This is a genomic window from uncultured Cocleimonas sp. (assembly GCF_947495625.1).
Taxonomy (GTDB): Bacteria; Pseudomonadota; Gammaproteobacteria; order Thiotrichales; family Thiotrichaceae; genus Cocleimonas.
On record NZ_CANLZW010000004.1, the window covers coordinates 79,098 to 104,678 of the forward strand.

At 39.5% G+C, this 25,581-nt stretch carries 20 protein-coding genes; 5 read left to right on the top strand and 15 right to left on the bottom strand.

From position 1 onward, the window contains the following. Window positions 1–326 precede the first annotated feature (326 nt). Window positions 327–1,634 (top strand): D-amino acid dehydrogenase, encoded by a 1,308-nt coding sequence (locus Q1A31_RS03510; protein ID WP_299872430.1) that lies wholly within the window; start codon window positions 327–329, stop codon window positions 1,632–1,634. 143 nt (window positions 1,635–1,777) lie between these two features. On the opposite strand, the gene rng is transcribed toward Q1A31_RS03510, so the two are convergent. The 7 genes from rng to holA all read right to left on the bottom strand — a co-directional run bounded on the left by rng (window position 1,778) and on the right by holA (window position 8,009). Next, window positions 1,778–3,295: a ribonuclease G gene (rng, locus tag Q1A31_RS03515; RefSeq protein ID WP_299872433.1), complete on the bottom strand. Its 1,518-nt coding sequence runs from the start codon at window positions 3,293–3,295 to the stop codon at window positions 1,778–1,780. A gap of 39 nt (window positions 3,296–3,334) precedes the next feature. Next, window positions 3,335–3,910, bottom strand: coding sequence for a nucleoside triphosphate pyrophosphatase (locus tag Q1A31_RS03520; RefSeq protein WP_299872436.1), 576 nt, complete (start codon window positions 3,908–3,910; stop codon window positions 3,335–3,337). A 15-nt stretch (window positions 3,911–3,925) separates the two neighbouring features. Further along, complete coding sequence (rlmH, locus tag Q1A31_RS03525) at window positions 3,926–4,399, bottom strand: 23S rRNA (pseudouridine(1915)-N(3))-methyltransferase RlmH (protein ID WP_299872439.1); 474 nt, start codon at window positions 4,397–4,399, stop codon at window positions 3,926–3,928. 26 nt (window positions 4,400–4,425) lie between these two features. Next, window positions 4,426–4,797, bottom strand: a complete 372-nt coding sequence (rsfS, locus tag Q1A31_RS03530) for a ribosome silencing factor (RefSeq protein ID WP_299872441.1) — start codon at window positions 4,795–4,797, stop codon at window positions 4,426–4,428. A 63-nt stretch (window positions 4,798–4,860) separates the two neighbouring features. Further along, window positions 4,861–5,493, bottom strand: a complete 633-nt coding sequence (nadD, locus tag Q1A31_RS03535) for a nicotinate-nucleotide adenylyltransferase (protein ID WP_299872444.1) — start codon at window positions 5,491–5,493, stop codon at window positions 4,861–4,863. 26 nt (window positions 5,494–5,519) lie between these two features. Further along, window positions 5,520–6,779, bottom strand: a complete 1,260-nt coding sequence (locus Q1A31_RS03540; RefSeq protein WP_299872446.1) for a glutamate-5-semialdehyde dehydrogenase — start codon at window positions 6,777–6,779, stop codon at window positions 5,520–5,522. A 177-nt stretch (window positions 6,780–6,956) separates the two neighbouring features. Continuing rightward, on the bottom strand, window positions 6,957–8,009 hold the full coding sequence (gene holA, locus Q1A31_RS03545; protein WP_299872448.1) for a DNA polymerase III subunit delta: 1,053 nt from the start codon (window positions 8,007–8,009) through the stop codon (window positions 6,957–6,959). 413 nt (window positions 8,010–8,422) lie between these two features. On the opposite strand from holA, the gene Q1A31_RS03550 reads away from it, so the two are divergent. From Q1A31_RS03550 to aroA, 3 genes are all read left to right on the top strand, one after another. Further along, window positions 8,423–9,826: a peptidoglycan-binding protein gene (locus Q1A31_RS03550; RefSeq protein ID WP_299872450.1), complete on the top strand. Its 1,404-nt coding sequence runs from the start codon at window positions 8,423–8,425 to the stop codon at window positions 9,824–9,826. A 159-nt stretch (window positions 9,827–9,985) separates the two neighbouring features. Beyond that, window positions 9,986–12,325 carry an ATP-binding protein gene (locus Q1A31_RS03555; RefSeq protein ID WP_299872453.1) on the top strand — a complete coding sequence of 780 codons (2,340 nt, stop codon included), beginning with the start codon at window positions 9,986–9,988 and terminating at the stop codon, window positions 12,323–12,325. 280 nt (window positions 12,326–12,605) lie between these two features. After that, window positions 12,606–13,895 (top strand): 3-phosphoshikimate 1-carboxyvinyltransferase, encoded by a 1,290-nt coding sequence (gene aroA / locus Q1A31_RS03560; RefSeq protein WP_299872455.1) that lies wholly within the window; start codon window positions 12,606–12,608, stop codon window positions 13,893–13,895. A gap of 88 nt (window positions 13,896–13,983) precedes the next feature. On the opposite strand, the gene Q1A31_RS03565 is transcribed toward aroA, so the two are convergent. From Q1A31_RS03565 to Q1A31_RS03600, 8 genes are all read right to left on the bottom strand, one after another. Then, window positions 13,984–14,850, bottom strand: a complete 867-nt coding sequence (locus Q1A31_RS03565) for a prephenate dehydrogenase/arogenate dehydrogenase family protein (protein ID WP_299872458.1) — start codon at window positions 14,848–14,850, stop codon at window positions 13,984–13,986. A 76-nt stretch (window positions 14,851–14,926) separates the two neighbouring features. Beyond that, the gene (gene hisC / locus Q1A31_RS03570) at window positions 14,927–16,066 is read right to left on the bottom strand and encodes a histidinol-phosphate transaminase (protein WP_299872461.1); all 1,140 of its coding nucleotides are present in this window, start codon (window positions 16,064–16,066) and stop codon (window positions 14,927–14,929) included. A gap of 30 nt (window positions 16,067–16,096) precedes the next feature. Beyond that, entirely contained in the window at window positions 16,097–17,248 is a 1,152-nt protein-coding gene (gene pheA / locus Q1A31_RS03575; protein ID WP_299872464.1) for a prephenate dehydratase, read from the bottom strand. Window positions 17,249–17,296: 48 nt separating this feature from the next. Continuing rightward, complete coding sequence (locus tag Q1A31_RS03580; protein ID WP_299872467.1) at window positions 17,297–17,704, bottom strand: hypothetical protein; 408 nt, start codon at window positions 17,702–17,704, stop codon at window positions 17,297–17,299. A gap of 110 nt (window positions 17,705–17,814) precedes the next feature. Then, window positions 17,815–18,897, bottom strand: coding sequence for a 3-phosphoserine/phosphohydroxythreonine transaminase (gene serC / locus Q1A31_RS03585; protein WP_299872470.1), 1,083 nt, complete (start codon window positions 18,895–18,897; stop codon window positions 17,815–17,817). Between the two features lie 96 nt (window positions 18,898–18,993). Next, window positions 18,994–20,097 (bottom strand): mechanosensitive ion channel family protein, encoded by a 1,104-nt coding sequence (locus tag Q1A31_RS03590; protein ID WP_299872473.1) that lies wholly within the window; start codon window positions 20,095–20,097, stop codon window positions 18,994–18,996. Window positions 20,098–20,230: 133 nt separating this feature from the next. Further along, a complete protein-coding gene (gene gyrA, locus Q1A31_RS03595) occupies window positions 20,231–22,915 on the bottom strand; it encodes a DNA gyrase subunit A (RefSeq protein ID WP_299872476.1) in 2,685 nt (894 codons plus the stop codon). 265 nt (window positions 22,916–23,180) lie between these two features. Further along, window positions 23,181–25,226 carry a molybdopterin-dependent oxidoreductase gene (locus Q1A31_RS03600; RefSeq protein ID WP_299872481.1) on the bottom strand — a complete coding sequence of 682 codons (2,046 nt, stop codon included), beginning with the start codon at window positions 25,224–25,226 and terminating at the stop codon, window positions 23,181–23,183. A gap of 141 nt (window positions 25,227–25,367) precedes the next feature. On the opposite strand from Q1A31_RS03600, the gene Q1A31_RS03605 reads away from it, so the two are divergent. After that, a complete protein-coding gene (locus Q1A31_RS03605) occupies window positions 25,368–25,574 on the top strand; it encodes a DUF3565 domain-containing protein (protein WP_299872484.1) in 207 nt (68 codons plus the stop codon). Window positions 25,575–25,581: the final 7 nt, after the last annotated feature.

The following is a 25,581-nucleotide window of genomic DNA, read 5'->3' on the forward strand; positions in this document are numbered from 1 at the left end:
CAATTATACATATTTAGGGCTACCTTTATTACATTCGTTTAGCAGGGCAATTCTTGACGGTTTATTCACTATTACCTTTTAAACTTTAAATTTCACACCCCCCTACTTTAAGGGGTTTTTTGAATATTTTTGACAGGACTTACTGTATTTAGACATATATCTAATCTGGAGTTGAATGTCGATTTATCTCTTAACCATAACAATTACTGAGCAAATTACTTTTTACGCATAATTTTCTGGTATTAAACGAAATTCAGTAGAATATATTTTAAAAACTTAACTATTCTTATGTAACTTTTTAATACTTATATTCAGGTTATGTAGTTATGCACGTTCTTATTCTTGGCAGTGGTGTTATCGGTGTAACAAACGCTTATTACTTGGCAAAAGAAGGCCATCAAGTAACGGTGGTTGATCGCCAATCGAGTGCGGGTCTTGAAACCAGTTTTGCAAATGCAGGGCAGATTTCACCCGGCTATTCTGCCCCCTGGGCGGCTCCTGGTGTGCCAAAGAAATCTTTCAAATGGATCTTGAGTAAATACGCACCATTGATTGTCAATTTCAAACCTGAGTGGGATAAAATAAAATTCATTTCACGCATGTTGTCCAACTGTACAACAACTGCTTATGGCATCAATAAAGATCGCATGGTGCGCCTCGCTGAATACAGCAGACTTTGTTTGCTAGAGCTGGATAATGAATTAGAGTTTGATTACAACCATGAACGCAAAGGTACATTACAAATATTCAGAACACAGGCGCAATTAAAAGCGTCGGCTAAAGACATTGCAGTGCTCGAAGAAATTAATGTACCTTATGAATTACTCGATGCTGATGGGTGTGTAGCAGTTGAGCCAGGTCTTGCAGATGTTAAAAAAGATATCGTGGGTGGTTTACGTCTGGTCAATGACATGACGGGTGACTGTTTCAAACTCACTACTCAACTAATGGAAAAATGTCGTGAAATGGGTGTCGAATTCAAGTTCGATACTTCAATCGACAAGCTTAATATGAGCGACGGCAAAATCACTTCGGTTTCTACAAGTGCAGGCGATTTAACGGCTGATAAATATATTATGGCGCTGGGTTGCTATTCAACCGCATTATTAAAAGACGTTGGCATTGATAGCCCTGTATATCCTGTTAAAGGTTATTCCTTAACCATTCCGGTTACCAATGAAGATGCTTCACCCGTTTCTACTATTATGGATGAAACCTATAAAGTGGCAATAACGCGTTTAGGTAATCGCATTAGAATTGCGGGGATTGCAGAACTTACAGGTTACGACTTGAGTTTAGGCGATAGACAACGCAGAACGATGCGTTATGTTATTTCGAATTTATTCCCGAATGGTACGAATCTTACCGAAGATAATTTCTGGTGTGGTCTGCGTCCTATGACACCTGATGGAACACCTATTATCGGAAAGACTGAAATCAGTAATCTATTTTTAAATACCGGTCATGGTACTTTAGGATGGACTATGAGTTTTGGTTCGGCGCGTGTTTCAACGGATATCGTATGCGGAAAAGATCCGGAAATTTTGAGTGATAACTTCGCAATTAGTCGTTATACCGGAAAAACAGAACGTCAGGAAATTGTTAACGAAATTGATCCCTTAGAAGTTGATTAATTAACAAATAAAGATGGGTGACTAGGTAACAGACTATTAACTATCGCAGTAATAGTTTATTTAGTCACCCCCTGCTTTTAGGCGGTTTTCTATATGTAGTTTTGTAAAATTCTACTTAAGTTAAACTGTAAATAATTTTAAACTTACAACAAAACCACATCAAACTGTTCTTGCGTATACAGAGATTCCGCCTGAAAACGGATAGGTACACCGATGAATTCTTGAAGTTCAGCCAGACTGTCAGATTCTTCATCGAGTAATAAATCAGTTACATCGAGCGATGCTAATACCAATAATTCGCGCGCATCAAATTGTCTGGCTTCTCTGAGGATTTCTCTAAAAATCTCATAGCATACTGTCGTTGCTGTTTTGATATAGCCACGACCTTCACAGGTTGAACAAGATTCACATAAGATATGTTCAAGAGATTCTCTGGTGCGTTTACGTGTCATTTCTACCAGGCCTAGGCTTGATAAGGAAGTTACCGATGTTTTAGCACTATCATTCTCTAATGCTTTTTCTAATGCTGCGAGTACCTGTTCTTTGTGATCTTCTTGCTGCATATCGATGAAATCAAGAATAATGATACCGCCAAGATTTCTTAAACGTAATTGTCTGGCCAGTGTTTGGGCAGCTTCAAGATTGGTTTTGAAGATAGTCTCTTCCAGATTTCGATGTCCGACAAACCCGCCAGTATTTACATCGATGGTAGTCATCGCTTCTGTTTGATCAACAATCAGATAACCACCAGACTTTAAACTTACTTTGCGTTTCAAAGATTTTTGTATTTCATCTTCTACAGAATGCAGATCGAATATTGGACGCTTACCGATGTAATATTCGATTTTATCTGATAGTTCCGGAATATAAATTTTGGAAAATTCAATTAAATTGTTAAAAGTCTCTCGTGAATCAACTTTGATGGACTCTATATCCTCAGCAACCAAGTCACGAAGCGCGCGTTGTACTAGCGGCAAATCAGAATATATTTTTCTCGTTTCAGACTTTTGCCCAGAAGCATCATTTACTTTCTTCCAGAGTTTATTCAGGAATAGGATATCAGCTGCAATTGCATCTTCTTCAATGCCTTCAGCAGCAGTTCGGGCAATATAGCCGAATTTTTGTTCTTTGATTAAATCGAGGTCAGTATTATCAACATCAACAGACTCACGAGATTCTGAAATAATGTTTTTTAAACGTTTACGCTCTTCTTCATCTTCTATTTTGCTGGATACGCCAATGGTATTGGTATCTGGCATAAGTACCACATAACGCGAAGGTATCGTCACATGCATGGTTAAACGCGCGCCTTTAGTGCCTAACGGGTCTTTGATGACCTGTACTAAAACGTATTTACCTTCGTGGAGTAATTCTGAAATGGGAGGAAGCTGGATGTCTTCATCTGGCGAGTCACCATTAAAAATTTGCGCTTTAGGAAAGCGTAGATCAGAAGCATGTAAAAATGCTGCTTTTTCCTGTCCGATATCAATGAAAGCCGCTTCCATTCCGGGAAGTACACGACTCACTTTTCCTTTGTAAATATTACCCACGATACCCTGATTAGAGCTTCGTTCGATCATCAATTCTTGCAGAATACCGTTTTCAACCAATGCGACTCGTGATTCTTGTGGTGTTACATTTATTAGTATTTCTGTGCTCATCGATTAACCTGAAAGTTGTTTGTTATTTTGATGTTCGTTTTATTCGTTTGTTTCTAGATTACTGATACCCAAGTCATTAAGCAATTGCATTGTCTCAAATAAAGGCAAGCCCATTATGCCAGAATATGAACCTTCGATTCGCTGAATAAACATCGCAGCGATTCCTTGAATAGCATAAGAACCTGCTTTATCCTGAGGTTCTCCTGTTTTCCAATATCGTATCATCTCATCCTGACTTATTTCACGAAATAATACGCGGTTACGATTTAGTTTTACGTGGGTATTTCCGTTATAACTGATCGCTACTGCCGATAAAATTTCATGCCAGTTTCCTGACATATCCGATAACATTTTGATGGAATGATCCAAATCAGTCGGTTTAACTAGGATATGATCATTTATTAAACCTAAGGTGTCAGAACCAAGAACAGGTTTATCTGTATTTGTTACAGCTTGTGATTTTTCGATAGCTAAACGTTGCACCAAGTCTTCTGCTGATTCATTGGGTTTAATGCTTTCATCGATATCGACACTTTGAATATCGTAAGTGATGCAAACCTGATCGAGTAATTCGGCGCGTCGGGGAGATGCAGAAGCAAGGATAATCTGGCTCATAGTGTTAATTACCGCTTATCCAGCACGATGGTAAGGATGATTTTCTGTGACTGTATACGCACGATATATCTGCTCTGCGAGGATCACTCTGACTAATGGATGGGGAAACGTGAGTGCAGACAATGACCATTTTTCTTGAGCCATTGATAGAATATCCTTGCTCAGGCCATCCGGACCACCAATTACCAGCGCGACATCCTGACCACCCATCATCCAGTCTTGCATACGAGTCGCCAGCTGTTCGGTACTCCACGATTTTCCTTTTACATCGAGCACAACCAGTCGGCAATTATTAGGAATAGCTGCTTTGATTTTTTCGGATTCTTTCTCAGTAATCGCATTTATATTACTGTTCTTTAGTCGTTTTTCGGCGGGTATTTCTTTAAGGACTAAAGCGCACTTTGCTGGTAAGCGCTGGGCGTACTCATTATAACCTTGAGTTACCCAGTCTGGCATTTTGGTTCCAACAGCAAGCAGGAAGATATTCATCTGTGCGAGAAGTGCTTTGGATATGACTAGGCGTTTTTGTCAGCGACTGCTTGTTCGACACTTTTGTCGTTTGCATCATCAGCAGACCACAATTTCTCTAATTGATAGAAGTCACGCGTATTTTCCAGCATCACATGAACAATCACATCATTAAGGTCAACAAGCACCCATTCTGATGATCCTTTGCCTTCAGTGCCGATAACATCAAGGTTGGCTTTTTTAGCTTCTATCACAACATTCTCTGCGATAGATTTTACGTGACGGGTTGAATTACCTGTGGCGATATACAATTTGTCTGTCATTGAAGATTTGCCAGTAACGTCTACGGAAACAATATCTACAGCTTTCATGTCTTCAAGCGCGTTTTGTACCAGATCGCTTATTTCATTTAATTTCATATTTTATCTACTTTGGTTAAGATCTAAGTGTGTACTCATTATCTAGATGGTTATCTAGAATAACTACTTATCAGACCCATATAATTTGTTTGATTCAATATAATCACAGACCTTTGCAGGTGTTAAGTAATCACATGATTGTTGGTTTTTTAATTTATCCCTGATCATGGTGGCAGAAATATCTAATTGCGTTACATCACAAAAATAGATTTTTCCCGCGGCCAATGATTTCAAGTCATCAATATTGTCAGTCACGCGCTTTGCCAAATACTCATCAAGCGTCGCATCAATTTGATAGCCCGGTCGCGCAGCAATCACAATATGGCAGGTTTCCACAATGTCTTTCCAGTCTTTCCAACTGGTAAAAGATTGAAACGCATCGAGCCCCAATATCATTGAAAAAGATTGATCATTGCCAATTTCAGATCGGATAGATTTCAAAGTGTCTATGGTATATGAAGCGCCTTCGCGATGATACTCACGATCATCAAGAATAAAAGGTTTTGTGCCTTCTATAGACAATTTAACCATATTGATTCTATCTTCAGCGCTGGCTTCAGGCTGCCAGCGATGCGGCGGCGTTGCACTAGGAATAAATCTAACTTCCGTTAAAGACAGTTTTTCAGCGATATCTAACGCAGGACGTAAGTGGCCAAAATGAATGGGATCAAAAGTACCACCTATAATTGCAATCAAAGTACATTACTCATTCTGAATGTCCTTTACTGACGAATATGGCCATCACCAAAAACCACATACTTTAACGAGGTTAAACCTATTAAACCAACAGGTCCGCGTGCATGTAGTTTATCGGTACTGATACCAATTTCAGCGCCCAAACCATATTCAAAACCATCTGCAAAACGGGTTGAGGCGTTTACCATCACCGAGGCAGAATCCACTTCTCGCATAAAGCGTCGTGTCTTGGTGATATCTTGGGTGATGATACTTTCAGTATGTTGCGAGCTGTAAGTATTGATGTGACGGATGGCTTGGTCCAGATTATCGACGACTCTGATCGCTAAAATGGGTGCAAGGTATTCAGTCGTCCAGTCTTCTTCTTGTGCAGGATTACAATCGATAATTTCTTGTGTCTGCTCACAGCCACGAAGTTCAACGCCTTCTAAAACAAAAAGCGTATTTAATTCAGGCAGGATCTCAGCAGCGCGTGACTTTGCAACAAGTAATGTTTCTAAAGTGTTACAGGTTCCGTAACGATGACTTTTGGAATTGAAGGTGACTTTTAATGCTTTTTCTTTGTCGGCGTCATCATCAATGTACACATGACAGATACCATCCAGATGTTTGATCACGGGGATCAGTGAATCATTGCTGACGCGTTCAATAAGACCTTTACCACCGCGTGGAATAATGACATCAACATATTCTTTTAAGCGCAGTAATTCACCAACGGCTTCTCTATCCGTTACTTCAACGACTTGTACACATTCAGACGGTAAACCAGCTTCTTTTAGTCCGTCTTGAATACATTGAGCCACGGCTTTATTCGAATGAATCGCTTCAGATCCACCGCGTAAAATAGTGGCATTGCCTGATTTTAAACAAAGTGCTGCAGCATCTGCTGTTACATTCGGGCGAGACTCATAAATAATGCCGATAACACCTAAAGGCACACGCATTTGGCCCACTTGAATACCTGACGGCATATACTTTAAATCAGATATTTCACCTACGGGATCTGCCAATGCTGCAATTTGGCGTAAACCTTCCGCCATCTGCTGAATACCTGCATCAGTTAATGCCAATCTATCTAACATGGCATTGTCCAGTCCTTTCGCTTTACCGGCTTCCAGGTCTTTTGCATTTTCAGTTTTAAGCAATTCTGTCTGTTCGATTAACTTATCTGCAATCGCATGTAATGCATCATTCTTTGTCTTTGACTCTACAGCAGAAAGAATCGCACCCGCTTTGCGCGCTTTGATTCCTAATTCTTGCATGTAGACATTAATATCTTGTTTCATAGTCTTTCTTGGTTATTAGTTTTTCTAAATAATTGTTTTATCGTAATCTTAAAAAGTGCCTATTAATAAAAAAGTGCCCATAAGTAGGGGGGTGGCCTTATAAATATATTTAGGCATACTTTCTTTAGACATATTTTATGTAAATACACGTTTAATTATGTACGAATTATAAAGGCTTTACGTTTTAATCGCTTTATTACCCGCTAAAGTTAAAGCCAATTCTAACAACTCTAACCACACTCTACCTAAACCTTTAGTGGCAATATCTCCCTGACCTTTTGATAAACGATCTATATTGCCATTCATCTTAATAATATCGGACCAGTCCGCTCTTTGCATGCGTTGTAATGCCTGTTGAAAAGGCTTTTGTCTTGGTCTTGGGATTTTATTCATCACCTGTGACATCTGCATACCGCTATTTAAACTGTGCACTGCTGTATAAAGTTGTCGGGTTAAGTCAGATAACGTCCACAAAATAAGTTGAACAGGTACACCTTCTTCCTTCAAGTTGTGGTGTATATGCTGTATTCGACGTAAATCTCCAAGCATTACTGCATTGGAAAGATCAAATATTGAGAAGCGCGAGCTATCACTGACCGCTGCGAGCACTTGCTCTTCATCTATCTCAACTTGCTGTTGATCGTTTTCTTGATAGAGTAATTTAAGTTTATTAATTTCCTGTGCTGCCGCTAACAAGTTACCTTCAACACGCTCTGTTAATAATCGCACGGCATCAGAGGTCGCTCGCATGCCTTTCTCGCGCATCTGTTTATTAATCCATGCCATGGTCTGCGGTGCAGATAAATCCCAGATCTGTATCACCACACCTTGTTTGTCGATGGCTTTCACCCACGCCGCGTTTCTGGCATTGCCTACCAGTTTTGGCATTTGAATCAACAGGATTTTATCATCTGGCGGATTATCCATATAATCTCGAATAGCCTGACTTCCTGCTTTACCAGGTCCTTTAGTTTCGACACGTAAATCGATTAGTTTACGTTCACTGAACAATGAAAGACTATTGGATGAACCTAGTAAGCTTCCCCAATCAAACTGACCATCTGCGTGCAAAATATCACGTTCGCTGAAGCCTTGCTGCTTGGCAAATTGTCGGACAGAATCAGCCGCTTCCATAAGTTGGTAAGGTTCATCCCCAGAAAGCAGGAACACACTCTGATTTTCTCTTTTTTGCTGTAGAAATGAACTTAGTTGGTCTGGATTTATTCTCATCAAACAATAATAACGTTCCCTACAGGTTTATGTAAGTTTTAAGTAAGTGTCTTTAGAAACAATTAGATGAAAGAAATAGATGGATGACAATTTTGACTATTCACATATGTTTAGTGATGATCTATTTAAGATCGCTTTGACTAAGGGTGATCTAATGATGCTCAACAGAAAAAGACTACCGTTTATTCTATTAGCTATATATTTAGGACCACCATATCGACATATACTGACATCAAGTATACGAATCACTTGATATGCAATTTAGTGGGTTTGCTGGGGATTCGTTGTTTATTTCATTGTTATTAGATTACTTATAAGTTAAAAGCTTCATTTTAAATGGCTTATTAGCTATAAGCACTTACTTAGATGACAAGACATATAATTCGACATTAAAGAAATTAAAGGAAATTTACATGAGAATGACTACGCAACTATCTGTATCGAGTGTAATACTCGCTGCCGTATTATCAGGATGTAGCCAACAGCAAGTGATTGGTGGTTCGCAAGTTGTAAACGGAAGTTCACAACAAGCTGGTGGAAGTTCACAGGTAGCTGGTAGTTCACAAGCCGGCGGATCACAACAGCAAGTTGAAGCTGCTACTCCAGTTGTCATGGCGCAACCCATGCAAGCTGCAGTTAAAAGGGCACCTGCTAGAGTTTATCAACCAAAACGACCTGCTCCTCGAAGAGTTTATTCTCGTGGTCCTATGCCTCGTCCAGCACATTCAGTTAAACGCTCTGGAATGGGTTTACCACCAGCAAAGCCAGGTCAATGTTTTGCTAAAGTTAAGAATCCAGCAAAATACATAACTAAGCAACGTAAAGTTCTTATTCAAAAAGCCACATCTAAGCGCGTATTAGTAAGAGCCCCTCAGTATCGTTGGGTTAACAAGCGAGTACTCGTAAGAAAAGCGACTTACCAGAATCGTCATATACCTGCTCAATACCGCACACAAAATAAACGTGTCATGGTTAAGCCAGCTTATAACACATGGCGTAAAGGCCATGGTGCGATTACACGTATCGACAATATGACAGGTCAAATCATGTGTCGAGTAACGATCCCTGCTCAATACAAAACTGTATCTCAGCGTGTATTAGTTAGAAAAGCACAAAATATCAGAAAAATGATTCCTGCTGTTTACAAAACAGTTAAACAAAAGCAACGTGTTTCTGGAGCTTTGTACAAGACAGTAAACCGCCCTGCTCGTTACACAACACAAAATTACCGTGTAAAAGTAGCTGGTGCACGATATGTATGGCGCCCAATTCTTTGTAAAACAAATGCACCTAAGAACTACCGTCATGCTGCAGTTAAGCGTAAAGCAGTTGTTCGCTCTAAAGCAATGCATAAGACTCAATACAGACGCCCAGCTCAAGGCATCACTCATCAGCAATACCTAAAAGTAATGAATGCGCCAATGCCGAGCAAAAGCAAAGCAAAAGCAGCACCTAAAAAGAGTATGCCTAAAAAGGTTATATCAAAGAAGGTAGAAACGGCTCCAATGACTAAAGCAGTCACAAAGCCAGAAGTAAAGGCTGTCACGAAACAAGAAGCAACAATGGCTAAACCAGTTGCAAAAGCGCCAGCTAAAGCAGCAGGTACTACGGAAAAGCCGAGCAAAACAGCAATTAAGAAGAATATCGTTTATGGTATTCAAGCTGCACTTAAGTCAAAAGGTTACAACCCCGGCAAGCTAGACGGAAAAATGGGGCCAAGCACAGCAGCAGCTTTGAAGGCATTCCAGAGTTCACGTGGTTTACCAGTAGGCGTTCTTTCTAAAGATACTTTCCGCGCTTTAGGTCTTGTTCGCTAATTGATTTAAATTGGTAAATTGCTTTGTAATATTTATTGCAAAACAGTTAACAAAAAAGCCTGCTTTTAGCGGGCTTTTTTGTGTCTTTAATTTGAACGTATGATGGGTTATTGTTGCACTAATAAACCTAATCATAAACAAGTGTAAGGAATACATAGAATGGTAGAAACATACGAAAAACTGGGTCTTTTTTATCTAGGTCAAGATATTGATAAAACCACTCAGGAAGCTACCGAAGCCCTTACTTTATTAAAAAATAAGAATTTCACCACGCATGCCACCATTATTGGTATGACCGGAAGCGGTAAAACGGGTTTAGGCGTTGGCATTATTGAAGAAGCCGCGATTGATAATATTCCGTCTATTGTTATCGATCCTAAAGGTGACATGGGTAATCTTTGTTTAACTGATCCTGAGTTTTCTCCGAGTTCTTTTGCCCCCTGGGTAGCAGATGAAGCTAAAAATAAAGAGCAAGATGTTAATGAGTATGCCGAAAAGATTTCCAAGATGTGGAAAGAAGGCATTGAAAGTCATCATCAGGACAGTAAACGAGTTGCTAAATTTACCGATGTTAAGAAAACAATCTACACACCCGGTAGTAGTTCCGGAATAAGTGTTAATGTTCTAAGTTCACTGGAAACCCCTCCTTCAGAAGTGATAGATGATACTGATTCCTTTTCATCCTATATCAACTCTACCGTTAGTAGTTTGCTATCTTTAATAGGGATAGAAGCTGACCCGGTTGAATCGAAAGAATACATTTTGCTCGCCCAGCTAATCTCTCATTCATGGATGGATGGCAATGATCTGAGTCTAGAAGATTTGGTCGGTCGAATTATCAGCCCACCATTTAAAAAGATTGGTGTATTACCCTTAGATGCTTTTTATCCTCAATCAGAACGTTTTAAATTTGCCACAAAATTCAATTCAATAATTGCCTCACCGACGTTTAAAAGCTGGTTAGAAGGTGAAACACTGGATATACAGAAATTACTTTATGATGAAAATGGCAAAGCCAAGATAGCAATATTCTCCATATCTCATTTAAGTGATGAAGAACGCATGTTCTTTGTGACATTACTATTGAATAAATTTGTCGCCTGGATGAGACGCCAAAGCGGTACATCTGCATTAAAAACATTGCTATATATGGACGAAATATACGGCTTCTTCCCACCAACTAAAAATCCACCCAGTAAAGAACCGATGCTGATATTACTCAAACAAGCCAGAGCCTATGGTGTCGGTGTTGTATTGAGTACACAAAACCCTGTCGACCTTGATTATAAAGGTCTGTCGAATATGGGAACCTGGTTTATCGGTCGTTTACAAACCACGCAGGATATTGATCGAGTGATTGATGGTCTGGGCGGAAAAGTGGGTTCCAGTTTCAATAAAGATGAAATACGCGCCTTATTAGCAAATTTAAAGAAACGTACTTTCTTCCTCAAGAGCGCGCATCTTGATGATATTCGATTGTTCAGTACACGCTGGGTACTTAGTTATCTTAAAGGACCATTAAAGCGCGATGAAATTTCTTCATTGATGCATGACCAAAAAGCCTTTTCTGAAAAGAAACAGGAACAACAAGAAGAAAAAGTGAGTGTACCTATAATTCCAGAAGGTTTTGATAGTTACACAACGCTTGATAACAGTATTCCTCAGTATTATATGCCAGACCTAACGGGATCTAAGCAATATATTCCAAGTTTAATGGCAGATTGTACGCTTAACTTTTTTAATCAATCTAAAGGTATAGATGAAGAAGAAAATTACTGTCTCACTTTAGAGTTATCAGAAAATGATTCTTCTGCTGATTGGGATCATGCCATGAGTGAAGAAGGCGTAGAAAACTGCTTTGCAAAACTCCCAAGTAAAGCACCACAAGAAGCACATTACGCAGTAGTTCCTGACTTCATCTCTAAAGACAAACAACTTCGTAAAGCGACAAAATCATTATCTGACTGGTTGTATTACGAGCACGTATTAGAACTCTATCAATGCGACTCACCTAAGCTTTTATCTAAACCTTATGAATCATTAGGTGATTTCAAAGTACGTGTGGCCGATATTTTAAATGATGAAAAAGAACAAGCGATTGAAGTATTGCAGGAGCGTTACGCCAAAAAAGAAAAGGTATTAACAGATCGGTTAGATCGTTATGCCATGAGTCTCGAAAAAGAAGAATCAGATACTACGAGTTCATTTTTAAACGTGGGTATTACTGTTTTAGGTGCCCTATTCGGAAAATCTAAAGCTTCGATTGGCAGAGCTGGATCACGTGTTCTTAAAGAAAGAGGTGATGTTGGGCGCGCTAAAGAAAAAGTCGCTAACGTTGAAGAAGATTTGAGAGATCTTGAAGAAGAACTGGAAGATAAGATTGATGATCTTGCTGAAGAATATTCTATCGACGAAGTTGAAATCGAAGATTACAGCATAAAACCAAGAAAAACGGATGTGCAGATCAATGAGATTGCAGTTGTCTGGCGCTCTGTTTAGCTTTTAGAAACGTTTCCATGAAGAAATAAAATAAGTAGGAGGGTCTTTTTACAAAGACACCCCCCTACTTTTAGGCTATTTTTTAAAATTAACAACTAATATCACTATTAGTATGATTGATTAGAGCCACCGTTGTATTAAATTTTATCAAACAGTACTCACCACCAGCTTTAACCACTTCTATTTAAAACTGTTATATATAAATACTAGGTAGATTTGTACTCGCACCACGTTATAATAAATTCTCGATCTAGCTAACTCAAAAAGTACCTAAGTATTCATGGATAGTCTCACAATAAAACCCATCACTCGCGTCAACGGCGAAGTCACTATTCCTGGCTCAAAAAGCTTATCGAATCGTATTTTATTACTCGCCACACTCGCGAAAGGAGAAACCGAAATAAGCAATCTCCTTGATAGTGACGATATCAATTTTATGCTTACTGCCTTAAAAAAAATGGGTGTTAGTTTTGAACTTTCAGCAGATAAAAGCTTGTGTACCGTCCAAGGTCTGGGTGGTCCAATTAATTCAAACAACGATGTTATTGAATTATTCTTAGGAAATGCGGGAACAGCAATGCGCCCTCTCACAGCGGCTTTATGCCTTGGGCAGGGTAATTTCACTTTGACAGGCGAACCACGCATGTTTGAGCGTCCCATCGCTCACCTTGTCAATGCTCTTCGCCAAGCAGGTGCGGATATTGAATATTTGCAAGACGAAGGTTACCCACCTCTAGCAATACATAGCAATGGCTTACAAGGTAGCCGTATTGAGATACAAGGCAGTATTTCCAGTCAGTTTTTAACCGCTTTACTGATGGCAGCTCCCCTCGCTAAAGGTGATATGGAAATCGTTGTGATTGACGAGCTTGTCTCTAAACCTTACATTGAGATCACGCTACATTTAATGAGAGTCTTTGGTGTTGAAGTTGAAAACAATAACTTCGAATCGTTTAAAGTTAAAGGCGGTCAAACATATCAATCACCAGGACGTATAATGGTCGAGGGTGATGCATCTTCTGCATCGTATTTTTTGGCGGCGGCGGCGATTAAAGGCGGCACGGTTAAAGTCAATGGCGTAGGAACTTCATCTGTTCAGGGAGATGTGAAATTCGCCAACGTACTTGAGACGATGGGAGCAACAGTAGAATGGGAAGAAGAATCCATTACCGTTTCAAACGCAGGTAAGCTGAAAGCGATCGATGTGGATTTAAACCACATCCCAGATGCAGCGATGACAATTGCGGCGGCGGCATTATTCGCGGAAGGAACGACGACTATTCGCAATATTTACAACTGGCGCGTAAAAGAAACTGATAGATTAAGCGCGATGGCAACTGAATTGCGCAAAGTCGGGGCAACTATCATTGAGGGTGATGATTATATTGTGATCGAGCCACCTATCGAAATATCATCGGCGACCATTGATACCTATGACGATCATCGTATGGCAATGTGCTTATCTCTCGCGGCATTAGGTACAAGCCCAATAACGATTAACGACCCGGGTTGTACAGCAAAGACTTTTCCGACCTATTTTGACCTATTTGAGTCGATTATAGAAAGATAAGCCTAAGAAAGTACTGGATTCAATTTTACATTTGCCCACAATTTAACTTTGCAGAAACAACTTCCTTAAACTCCCTCAAAATTTATCATTAAGATTTTTTGATTATCCGATCTCGAGTAGTTTTTGCATGGAGAAAAAGTGATTCAATTTCTTCTGCGTTGTCATCTTGAATAGAGTCACGAAGACCAGCTAAGTCTTGTTGAAAGTTATCTAATGCTGCAAGAATAGAAGTTTTATTGTCTAAACAAATATCTCGCCACATTACAGGATCACTAGAAGCTGTTCGAGAAAAACTCTCAAATCCACCTGCTGTGTAATCAAAAACAGCATCACCGTATTCAGATTTGGATAAGGCATTTACAAATGAAAACGCCAGAACATGAGGTAAATGACTGGTAGCAGCTAAAACATCATCGTGTTGTTTTACATCCAGTGTTTCAACTGTCGCACCAGTGACTTGCCACATTTCTTTTATAGTTAATACGGCTTCACTGCTGGTTTCGCTGGTTGGGGTTAGGATAACTTTATGATCGATATATAAGTCATCAATCGCAGCTTCTACACTGCTCTTTTCCCGACCTGCGATCGGATGTCCTGCTACAAAGTTAGCGGGAAGTGTTCCGCCATAAGCTTCTTTTGCTGCAGCTAATACACTTCCTTTAGCGCTTCCTGCATCTGTGACAATTGTATTAATTTCAAGATGAGGAACAATAGTTTTAAGGATATGTGGTATTGCACGAATAGGAACTGCAAGTAATACAATATCCGCACCTTCCACTGCTGCTACTGGGTCTAGTGTATATTCATCTATAACACCCAGTTCTATCGCTCTTTTCAGATGATCTTCACTACGACTACAGCCTACAATTTTTTCACAATAGCCTGCTTTTTTAAGCGCTAATGCAAGTGAACCACCAATGAGTCCAACACCAAATATGGTTAACTTTTTAATCATGCTGTGCTCATTCCTTATCTACATTCCTTATTTTATAGGTGTCTTATTGATATGATTTTATAACGAAGGTGTAGCACTAATCCGGGATAGGGTATTGTTCCAAGGCAACATCTAAAGCATCAAGACAACGTTGATTTTCTTCAGCAGTAGAAATCGTTATACGTAGATGATTAGGCAAACCATAATTAGGAATCGGACGAACAATAACTGCTTCTCTTAGCATTGCTTCATAAAGAGGGACTGCATTCTGTTCCATATCTATGGTAATAAAATTCCCCACCGTTGGAATATAATCTAACCCGCGGTATTGACAAGCAGCTCGCCAGAACTTAATCCCTTTGGTATTGATATCTACACAATTCTCAAGATGAGCCTGGTCATTTAAGGCTGCCGTCGCTGCGTCTATTGCCATGGAATTTACATTAAATGGATGTCTTACACGATTTAATAAATCCGCAATTTCTTCACTGCAAATAGCGTATCCAACACGTAGTCCTGCTAAAGCATAGATTTTTGAGAAGGTGCGGGTAACGATTAAGTTAGGGAATTCTTCTAGCCATTGCACTGTATCAGGATATTCGTCCTCTTTTACATATTCAAAATAGGCTTCATCAACCACTACGACAATATCCTTAGGTACATCAGCGATAAATTCATGTAATTCATCTGACTTTAACCAGGTGCCGGTTGGGTTATTCGGATTGGCTATAAATATGACACGCGTTTTATCAGTAATTAATCCCTTCATTGCTGTCAAATCATGACCGTAAGGATTGGTTTCGTGATCTACCGGTAAAGCCTCAGCGGCCTTACCAGTCGCATTTACAGATTGAATACTGATTGGGTAAACCGCAAAAGCATACTGTGAATAAATGGCTTCACGGCCTTCACACAAGAAAGCTCTGGCAACCATATCCAAAACGTCATTAGAACCATTACCCAGCGTAATTTGTTGTTGATTAACTTTGAGAATTTCTGACAGCTTTTGTTTCAAAATAAAACCATTACCATCAGGATATAAGGCGATATTTTCCTGAGTTTTGTTTAACGCAGCTATCACTAACGGGCTTGGCCCCATAGGATTTTCATTAGAAGCAAGTTTAAGTGTATTAGTTACACCTAATTCTCTTTCTAATTCATCAATAGGTTTACCAGGTAAGTAAGGTTGTAGATTTTGAACACCACTGACCGCCAGTGATTTAAAATTAATAGTCATATTTGCGTTATCTAAATTAGATTAAATACATTAAAGAATGGCTTTTGGGTAGGATCCAAGAACCCTGATGAGTTCAGACTCCTCTGCTAACTCTTCCAGTGCTTTCGCCACATTAGGTTCGCTTGAATGACCATCGATATCCATGAAGAAATAATATTCCCAATTTGCATTTCTTGATGGCCTCGATTCGATACGTGTCATATCCAAACCGTGAGCTGCTAATGGTGCTAACAAATGATAAAGCGCTCCAGAACGATTCTTTGCTGAAATCATCAAGGTTGTTTTATCTTTGCCAGAAACTGGTACGTCCTGTTTACCAATCACCAGGAAACGGGTGGTGTTGTCTTTACTGTCTTCGATATTGCTGTGCGCTATATCCAGCTTATAGATTTTGGCTGCCAAAGCACCTGCAATTGCCCCTGAGTCTGGGTCTTCTGTTGCTCTTCTGGCTGCTTCTGTATTACTCGAAACGGGAATTTGTTCAATATTTGGTAGATTGTCGTTTAACCACTGGCGGCATTGTGCCAATGATTGCGGGTGTGAGTAAACGCGTTTAATGGTTTGCCAGTTTTTGTTAACTGTCATTAAATTTTGATGGATTCGCAGGGTAACTTCACCACTAATTTTTAAGGGTGAATGCATGAATACATCTAAGGTATATGAAATTACACCTTCTGTAGAATTTTCTATCGGCACAACACCGTAATCCACAGTACCATTTTCTACTTCTTTAAAAACCTGGCCTATTGATCCCATTGGGACAGTTTCAACGGCATGACCGAAATGCTTTTTCGACGCTTCTTGAGAGAATGTGCCATTAGGGCCAAGAAAAGCAACTTTGATGCTTTGTTCTAATGCCAAACAGGAAGATATAATCTCACGATAAATCGCAGTGATTCTCTCATTTTTAAGAGGACCACGATTATTCTCACTCATACGATTTAAGATTTGAGCTTCTCTTTCTGGTCGGTAGAACCAGAGATCAACTTCACCTGCTTCGCGTTTTATCTGCGCAACTTTTTCTGCGCACTCAGCACGTTGAGAGAGTAACTCTAAAAACTGATCATCAATAGCATCGATTGAATCACGAATTTCTAATAACTTTTTATTGATGTTTGCGTTTGCATCATCTGCTTTATCTATCAACTTATCAGATGATATTTTTTCGTCGTTATTATCCATTCAATATCCAAGTAAAAACAAAAATTATATATTTTTTATGTGTCAAATTTAAGCTGCAAGAGATTGTAAAAATGCAACCGCTTTAATACCAAATATAATTACCAAAGCAAAGATCACATAGATAACCATTGGTAATTTTATAGTGCTGTTTTTTTCGTAAATTCTAGGCTCATTAGCAACACCAATTTCTATATCTACATCTTCATCAACAACAAGGTTCTTTATGGCTGTTTTTGATCGAAAATGCAATGTTTCCCCATCTAATTGATATTCAATTGTTGGTAAATTCAATTCACCAATATCCATTAAATCAATAACCTTGCCTTTGATTACCTTTGCATTTTTAAACACTAATAAACTTTTGATATAAACAACAAGAACAGCTACAAGTAAAACAGCTAAAACCACCATGCCCCAACCAAAAACCAAATTAAACATTACATCTGAATCTTCCATCTTTTTATAATTTACCCAATAAAATACAAAGTATTATTATAAGCGTCTAGTGATTCTTCTATAAGGCTAGTTGGCTTGTTTTGATATTTATCATAATCATAATTAGGAAATTAACCGAACTCTGCTTCAAACGTCTGCATCATATCCACTAACTCGATAACCCCTTGTTCTGGCATCGCGTTATAGATACTGGCGCGCATGCCACCAACAGACTTGTGGCCTTTTAGATAGATTAAATTACGAGCTGCTGCGGCATCAAGAAATTTATCATTTAATTCAGAATTAGCTAAAGTAAAGGGCACATTCATCAAAGATCGATATTCTTTATCTACCGGATTTGTATAAAAATCACTGTTATCAATACAATTATAAAGTCGTTCAGCTTTGCGACGATTTACAGTTTCCATATAATCAAGTCCACCCTGATCTTTTAACCATTTAAATACCAATCCTGCTAAGTACCAGGCATAAGTAGATGGTGTGTTATACATAGAGCCATTTTTGGCATGAACTTCATAATTCAGCATGGTAGGTGTGATATCCATCGCATCACCAATAAGGTCCTCTCTAACAATGACTATAGTTAAACCAGCGGGTCCGATATTTTTTTGCGCGCCGGCATAAATAAGACCAAATTTACTGACATCTACCGGACGTGACAATATGGTAGACGACATATCTGCAACTAAAGGAACATCACCTGTATCAGGTATCCATGGAAACTCAACACCCGCAATTGTTTCATTGATTGTGTAGTGAAGGTATGCAGCATCAGAATTGGTATTCCAGCTTTCATAAGGCTGTATTGAAGTATAATTTGTTGTTTCTGAATTGGAGACGACATTAACAGAACAGTAGCGACTTGCTTCTGTTATCGCTTTAGTCGACCAAATACCGGTATTCACGTAATCAGCGCCTTCATTACCGCGCAATAAATTGAGAGGAATTGCAGCAAATTGTGAAGTTGCACCACCTTGCAAAAATAACACTTTATAATTATCTGGAATTTTCATGACTTGGCGAAGATCCGCTTCTGCGGTTTCAGCGATACTCATGAATTCTTTGCCTCGATGACTCATCTCCATCACCGATTGACCAGTACCTTCCCAATCCAGAAGTTCAGCCTGAGCTTGCTCTAAAACTACTTGTGGGAGCATTGCTGGCCCAGCACTAAAATTGTATTTACGAGTCATGGCTTAATCCTTATTCTCTAAATTTCTAATTATGTATTTGCTCTAGGATTATTTCATAAGAGCGTTGTTAAGTATTTGTTCTTTGATTACTAAAGTTTAATCTGTAACATTATTTCTGACCATTTCAGATACATCATTTACATTGCTAATAGTAATGGGAGTCGATAAAGAAATACCTTTTTCAATAGATGTTTTTAGCATCAATTGTAATAAGCGTTGTTTCGTTAATAATAGTTTATCAACTTCTTTGGTGAAGTAATAAAATATCCACTCAACGGCATGGTCTCCGGTTTCTTTAACACCAAATTCTATATCATATTGTGGCTCTATGAAGATACCGTTATCCGTCTTGGCAGCATCGTATACGCTTGAAAACAAATCTTCCACTGCTTCTATTGATGTATCGTATGAAATTTTAAACGTCAGGCTTTCACGTAAACCTCGAGCTGATGCAAACTTGGATAAATTATGTACCGTGAAATCCCTTAATTTGGAGTTACGAATCATGATTCTATGATTATTTGGGATGTTCAATATTACCGTATGAAAAACTTTTGTTTTATAGACTAGCCCGTAAACGGTATCACTATCATTAAACTGTATAACGTCACCTTCGGTTAACATGTCGCTATTCAAAATAATCAGACCATGAAAAATATCAGGTGCCCAGATGCTTGATGTTAAAGCGAGGAAAACACCTATTATTCCAATGACACCGCCCGCTTCTAATACTGAATCAAAACCCAGTAAACGTATGATGCTAATCAGCGCAATAACCGCAATGAAAAGACTGGTGAATATGCTTAATAGGCGTGTTTGATAAGTAGATGAAAAACGTTTTACGCCATTAATTTCTCGCTCCTTACCGTAATATCGAACCAGAAAACCATGCGCGATATGCATCGCTAAATATGAGAAATAAATAACCGCCAGAACAGCGATGATATGAATCAGAAAATCTTTGTTTTGTTTGTCTTGAAAGAATCGAAAATAGCCATAGGCAAGAATAATTAACAGGTTTAAAGCCCTGAAAATCATGACTTTACGTGAAATATTATCAGCTTTTTCTGGCTGATGATAAACAGCCTTCAGAATGACCTTTGCGAAGATCAGCAAAAGTAAATTAACGCCAATCAGCAGATAACCAAATGCGTCTACTTGATTAATATATTCGATAGTCTTATCGACACTATTATCCATAAATGAATTAGGGGTGATCCAATTAAATTGGAAGTCACCCCCCTACTTTTAAGTGACTTTTCATTTTGTTGTTTAAAATGACCAAAGGAACTTATGCTTTGCTGAATGATATTTACGCGGCGCTAGGCTTTTTTTATTCAGGAGATTCGTCGTTAGTCTCGTCGCTATCATTTGTATCGTCAGAATCCACATCAACATCTGCATCTACAGCGCTATCACTAGTGATAACATCAGACTCATTATCAATATCATCAGCAGAACTATCTATAGCTTCATCCAAATCTTCAGCATCATCATCCATGCTTTCAATGCGTTCCAACTGAGTTAGTTTTTCACCTTTACCCAGTTTAATCAGACGAACACCTTGAGTATTTCTGCCAACGACAGACACATCAACCACTGAAGTTCGAACCAGAATACCACCGTTAGTGATCAACATGATTTCGTTATCATCGGTTACTTGAACTGCGCCAATCGCTGCACCATTTCTCTCAGAAGTCTGGATTGCAATAACACCGCTACCGCCACGATTCTGCGCAGAGAATTCTTCGACTTCAGTACGTTTACCGTAGCCGTTTTCAGTGGCCATTAATAGGCGACCTTCACGAAGAACGATTAAGGCATTTACTTTGTGACCTTCAGGCATCTTGATACCACGTACACCAGCAGCAGTTCTACCCATGCCACGTACATCAGATTCTTTAAAGCGAATGGCTTTACCTTGTGAGGTAAATAGCATCGCTTCATCATCTTTTTCTGTGAGAGCAACATCAACCAGCTTATTACCATCGCGCAAATCGATGGCGATGATGCCTGAAGCACGTTGATTAGAGAATGCTTTCAAATCTGTTTTCTTGACTGTGCCGTTTTCAGTGGCCATAAAGATGTACTTGTCATCTTCATATTCACGTATAGGCAAAATGGCCTGGATGCTTTCATCTTCATCAAGTGGTAATAAATTAACAATGGGTCGACCACGAGAGGTTCTACTCGCCATGGGTAATTGATACACCATTAACCAGTAGACTTTACCTTTGGATGAGAAACATAAAACTGTGTCATGAGTACTTGCGACGAAGAGTTTCTCAATGAAATCTTCATCTTTCATTTTGGTGGCTGATTTACCGCGTCCACCACGACGTTGTGCACGATAAGTATCAATGGGTTGTGCTTTTGCATAGCCTTCATGAGACAACGTTACAACAACATCTTCTTCTGGAATCAGATCAATATCACCCAGATCTTCACCAACAGCATTGATTTTAGTAAGACGTTCATCGCCGTACTTTTCAAGCATTTCAATAAGTTCTTCACGAATAACGCGCATTAAACGCTCTGGACTCGCCAAGATATCAAGCAAGTCAACAATCGTTGCGAGTAACTCTTTGTATTCGCCCAGTATCTTGTCTTTTTCAAGACCTGTTAAACGATGTAGTTGTAAATCTAAAATTGCTTTTACTTGAACATCGGTTAACCAGTAACCATCATCTTTAAGACCATATCGAGGATCAAGGTTTTCAGGACGTGCCACACTTGAATCGCCGCGTTCCAGCATTTCTAAAACGATATCAGCTTTCCATGAACGACTAAGTAGCGCTTCACGCGCTTCAGCAGGGTTTGCCGATGCTCTGATCAATGCGATGACTTCATCGATATTGCCTAAGGCAACAGCCAGACCTTCTAAGATATGTGCGCGTTCGCGTGCTTTTCTTAATAAGAAAATGGTACGACGTGTAACCACTTCGCGACGATGACGAATAAAGGCTTCGATGATTTCTTTTAAGTTGAAAAGCTTTGGTGCGCCATCAATCAACGCTACCATATTGATGCCGAAACTATTCTGCATCTGTGTTTGTTTGTAGAGGTTATTCAAGATAACTTCAGCGACTTCACCCCGCTTAAGCTCGATAACCATGCGCATACCGTCTTTGTCAGACTCGTCGCGTAGTTCTGAAATTCCTTCTATCTTCTTCTCTTTTACGAGTTCAGCAATTTTCTCGATAAGACGTGCTTTGTTAACCTGATAAGGAAGCTGTGTAACAACAATTTTTTCACGGCCTTTCTTATCGGTTTCGAAATCCGCTACAGCGCGAATTTTTACACTGCCTTTACCGGTGTGATAGGCCTGTTTGATGCCATGTGCACCGTTAATGACACCAGCCGTTGGAAAATCTGGGCCTGGTAAGTACTGCATCAAATCGTCAATACTGAGTGTTGAATCATCAATCAGAGCTACACAGGCATTGATTACTTCTGTGATATTGTGTGGCGGAATATTGGTCGCCATACCTACAGCGATACCAGAAGAGCCATTTAATAGTAGATTAGGTAAGCGAGTAGGAAAAACCACTGGCTCGAATTCAGATTCGTCGTAGTTGCCCTGGAAATCAACCGTTTCTTTTTCCAGATCGGCCATTAACTCATGAGCGATCTTCGACATACGGACTTCCGTATAACGCATCGCAGCAGGCGAATCACCGTCGACAGAACCAAAGTTACCCTGACCATCAATGAGCATGTAGCGCATTGAAAATGGCTGTGCCATTCTAACCATGGTGTCGTAAACAGCAGTATCACCATGCGGGTGATATTTACCGATAACATCACCGACGATACGTGCTGATTTTTTATAAGGCTTGTTGAAGTCGTTGCGAAGCTCGCCCATCGCAAATAACACACGACGATGAACAGGTTTTAAACCATCTCGAACATCGGGTAATGCACGCCCTACGATTACGCTCATCGCGTATTCTAGATAGGATTTACGCATCTCATCTTCAAGATTAATCGGGATAATTTCTTTCGCGAATTCAGCCATATTATTTGGAGTTCTTTTTTGAGTATTTTGTACGATTTTGGTTGCTTATTTTAAGAAGAAATATGCTTCTTAAAAAACTGCTGGCGAGTATATCAGAATGACACAGAAATAGTACTGAAATACGTGGTTTTAAACCCACGTAAGTGGTTTATTTTTATTATAAATACACCCCCCTACTTATATGCGGTTTTTGCATCTGACAAAGCTGAATCAATTCAAAACTAAATCAAAACAAAATCAATGTCGAATCAGAGTTAAATGACAGTCAAATCACGCTAACATCAACGTAAGTATCATAGAATGCCGCACCGTTCCCAATATCCGTTTTACAGTGACTATCAATCAAAGCATTAACCGTTTGCCCTGTAGGGCTACTTTCGCACCATGCGCCTTTGGGACTGAATAAAACGCCCGAAGCGACTTTATCAGTTACATTAGCAAGCAGGATCACTTCACCTTTATTATTGTGGAGTTTAACTTGATCGCCTGTTTGTATTTTTAGATTTGAAGCATCGATGGGGTTGATCGATACTTTTTCCAGTTCGGTATCGCTTCCACCAAAAGTTGAGTTAGAACGATTGAAAGCTGCAGCTGTTACCAAAGTGAATGGTCTATCTTTATCAATAGGCTCATAACGTGGCAAACCATAACCAAACTCATTTTCCAGCTCTTCATTATAAAGTGTGATCTTCTCATCATCAGACATGTCTGAGAGCCAGATGTGATCTTTATCGATAGTACTTAACGCAGATTGTGTAGACACATCTGACATCGAATTCACAGCATAAGTGTCTGATGATAAATCCAGAGCCTGCTCTTGTAGCTCAGCATCAGTATCAGTGAAAGCCGCTTCATCAAAGCCAAAGCGCTTGCTAAGACGTCTAAATATCTCGGTGTTAGGTAATGCCTCACCAATAGGCTGAATGGCGGGCTCGGCACGTTGTGCGTAGTTATGACCATACCCCAGATAAACATCATTATGCTCAAAACTACTGCACGCCGGTAGTATTACGTCAGCAAACTTCATGCTATCGGTCATATTGATATCACAACCAATCACAAAAACATCTTCCTGACTCAACGCCTTTATCATCTTGTTTTGATCGGGGTGCATTGCAACAGGGTTATGATTGTAGATAAATACTGACTTAATAGGCACCTCACTACTTCCAGAGCAAGTTTTATCCAGTATATGATCGGCAGAATCAACAATATTAAATGTACGCGTTGGTTTTTCTAATAAATCAGGTCGTTGTAATTTATTTGTGGTCTTGGGATAAGCTGGGGAGTGATAGCCAATCTGCCCTTGCCCTAGCTGCCCAAACTGTCCTAATAACACAGGTAGAGTCATTGCAGAACGAATCGCAGAACCGCCATTTTTAGAACGCTCAAGCCCTACTCCGGTTTGCATCGAGATTCTTTTGGCATTTCTAAATAAATCGATGAATGCAGTGACTTGTGAATGATCGATTCCACAAATTTCGGATATTGATGCTAAAGAATATTGAGTAGCAGCCTGCAGATATTCTTCAACGCCTGAAACTTTATCTACTAATTGAGTTTTATCGATCATTCCTAGTTTATTGAATTCAGCTGCCATCGCTAACGCAAAATAGGCGTCGGAAGATGGGGTAATCTGTAGAAATAAATCTGCGCTCTCTGCAACCTTGATTCTCTCTGGGTTGATTACGATAACTTTCGCGCCTTTATCACGGGCTTTCTTGATGATTTTCATCAAATGAAGATAAGTGGTACTGGTATTGGTACCCCATAGGACGATCAAGTCAGAATGTTCAGCCTGTTCTTGTGACATAGACACGTGCAAGCCAAACAATGACTTGTAGGAAAGTCCACGAACGCCAGCACATAAAGGAGGTCTATCGAGTTGTGTTGCGCCTAACTTATAAAAGAAGCGCATATCCATTGATCCACCGGATAATTGCCCATGTGGACCGGCGTAGTTCAATGGCATTACCGATTCCGTGCCGTATTCTTTAATACCTTTTTGAATACCTTCGTAGCAAAGGTCAATTGCTTCATCCCAGGAGATTGGTTCGAATTTATTGTTACCTTTAGCGCCTACTCTTTTTAACGGTTTACTCAAGCGACGTTTGCCGTGAACAAAATCAGGATAGAATTTTGTGACCTTGCCGCAGATAACACCCTTAGTCATAGGGTTGGCAGTAGAGCCCTTAATTTTCAGGAGTTTGCCGTCTTTAACTTCTACATTGAAGCTACAGGCATCAGGACAATCTAAAGGACACACGCTGGGTGCTTGATAGTTTGATTCTTCTTTTAGATTCGCTGACATAACAACTCCATTCCTGACTTAACTAGAAAAGGTAGTCTAATTGGATTTAGCGTTCTAAAAAAGGCACAATTATTTTTTTAAAATGCATGCCACTTATTAACAACTCACACACTTTAAGTTATTGAGACTAACCTTCAAATTATGAAAAAACAAATCAGAGGTTTTCACTTAGATGAAGACAATGACTGGGTTGCAGAACTTGAGTGCCATCACGGACAGCATGTGCGCCACAAACCACCCTTTATTAATAGACCCTGGGTGGTTTCTGAGACTGGAAGAAATAGCAAATTAGGTCATGCGCTAAATTGTGTAAAATGTGATCTGGGTGAACCTGAAGATAGCTGGTAAATAGCCA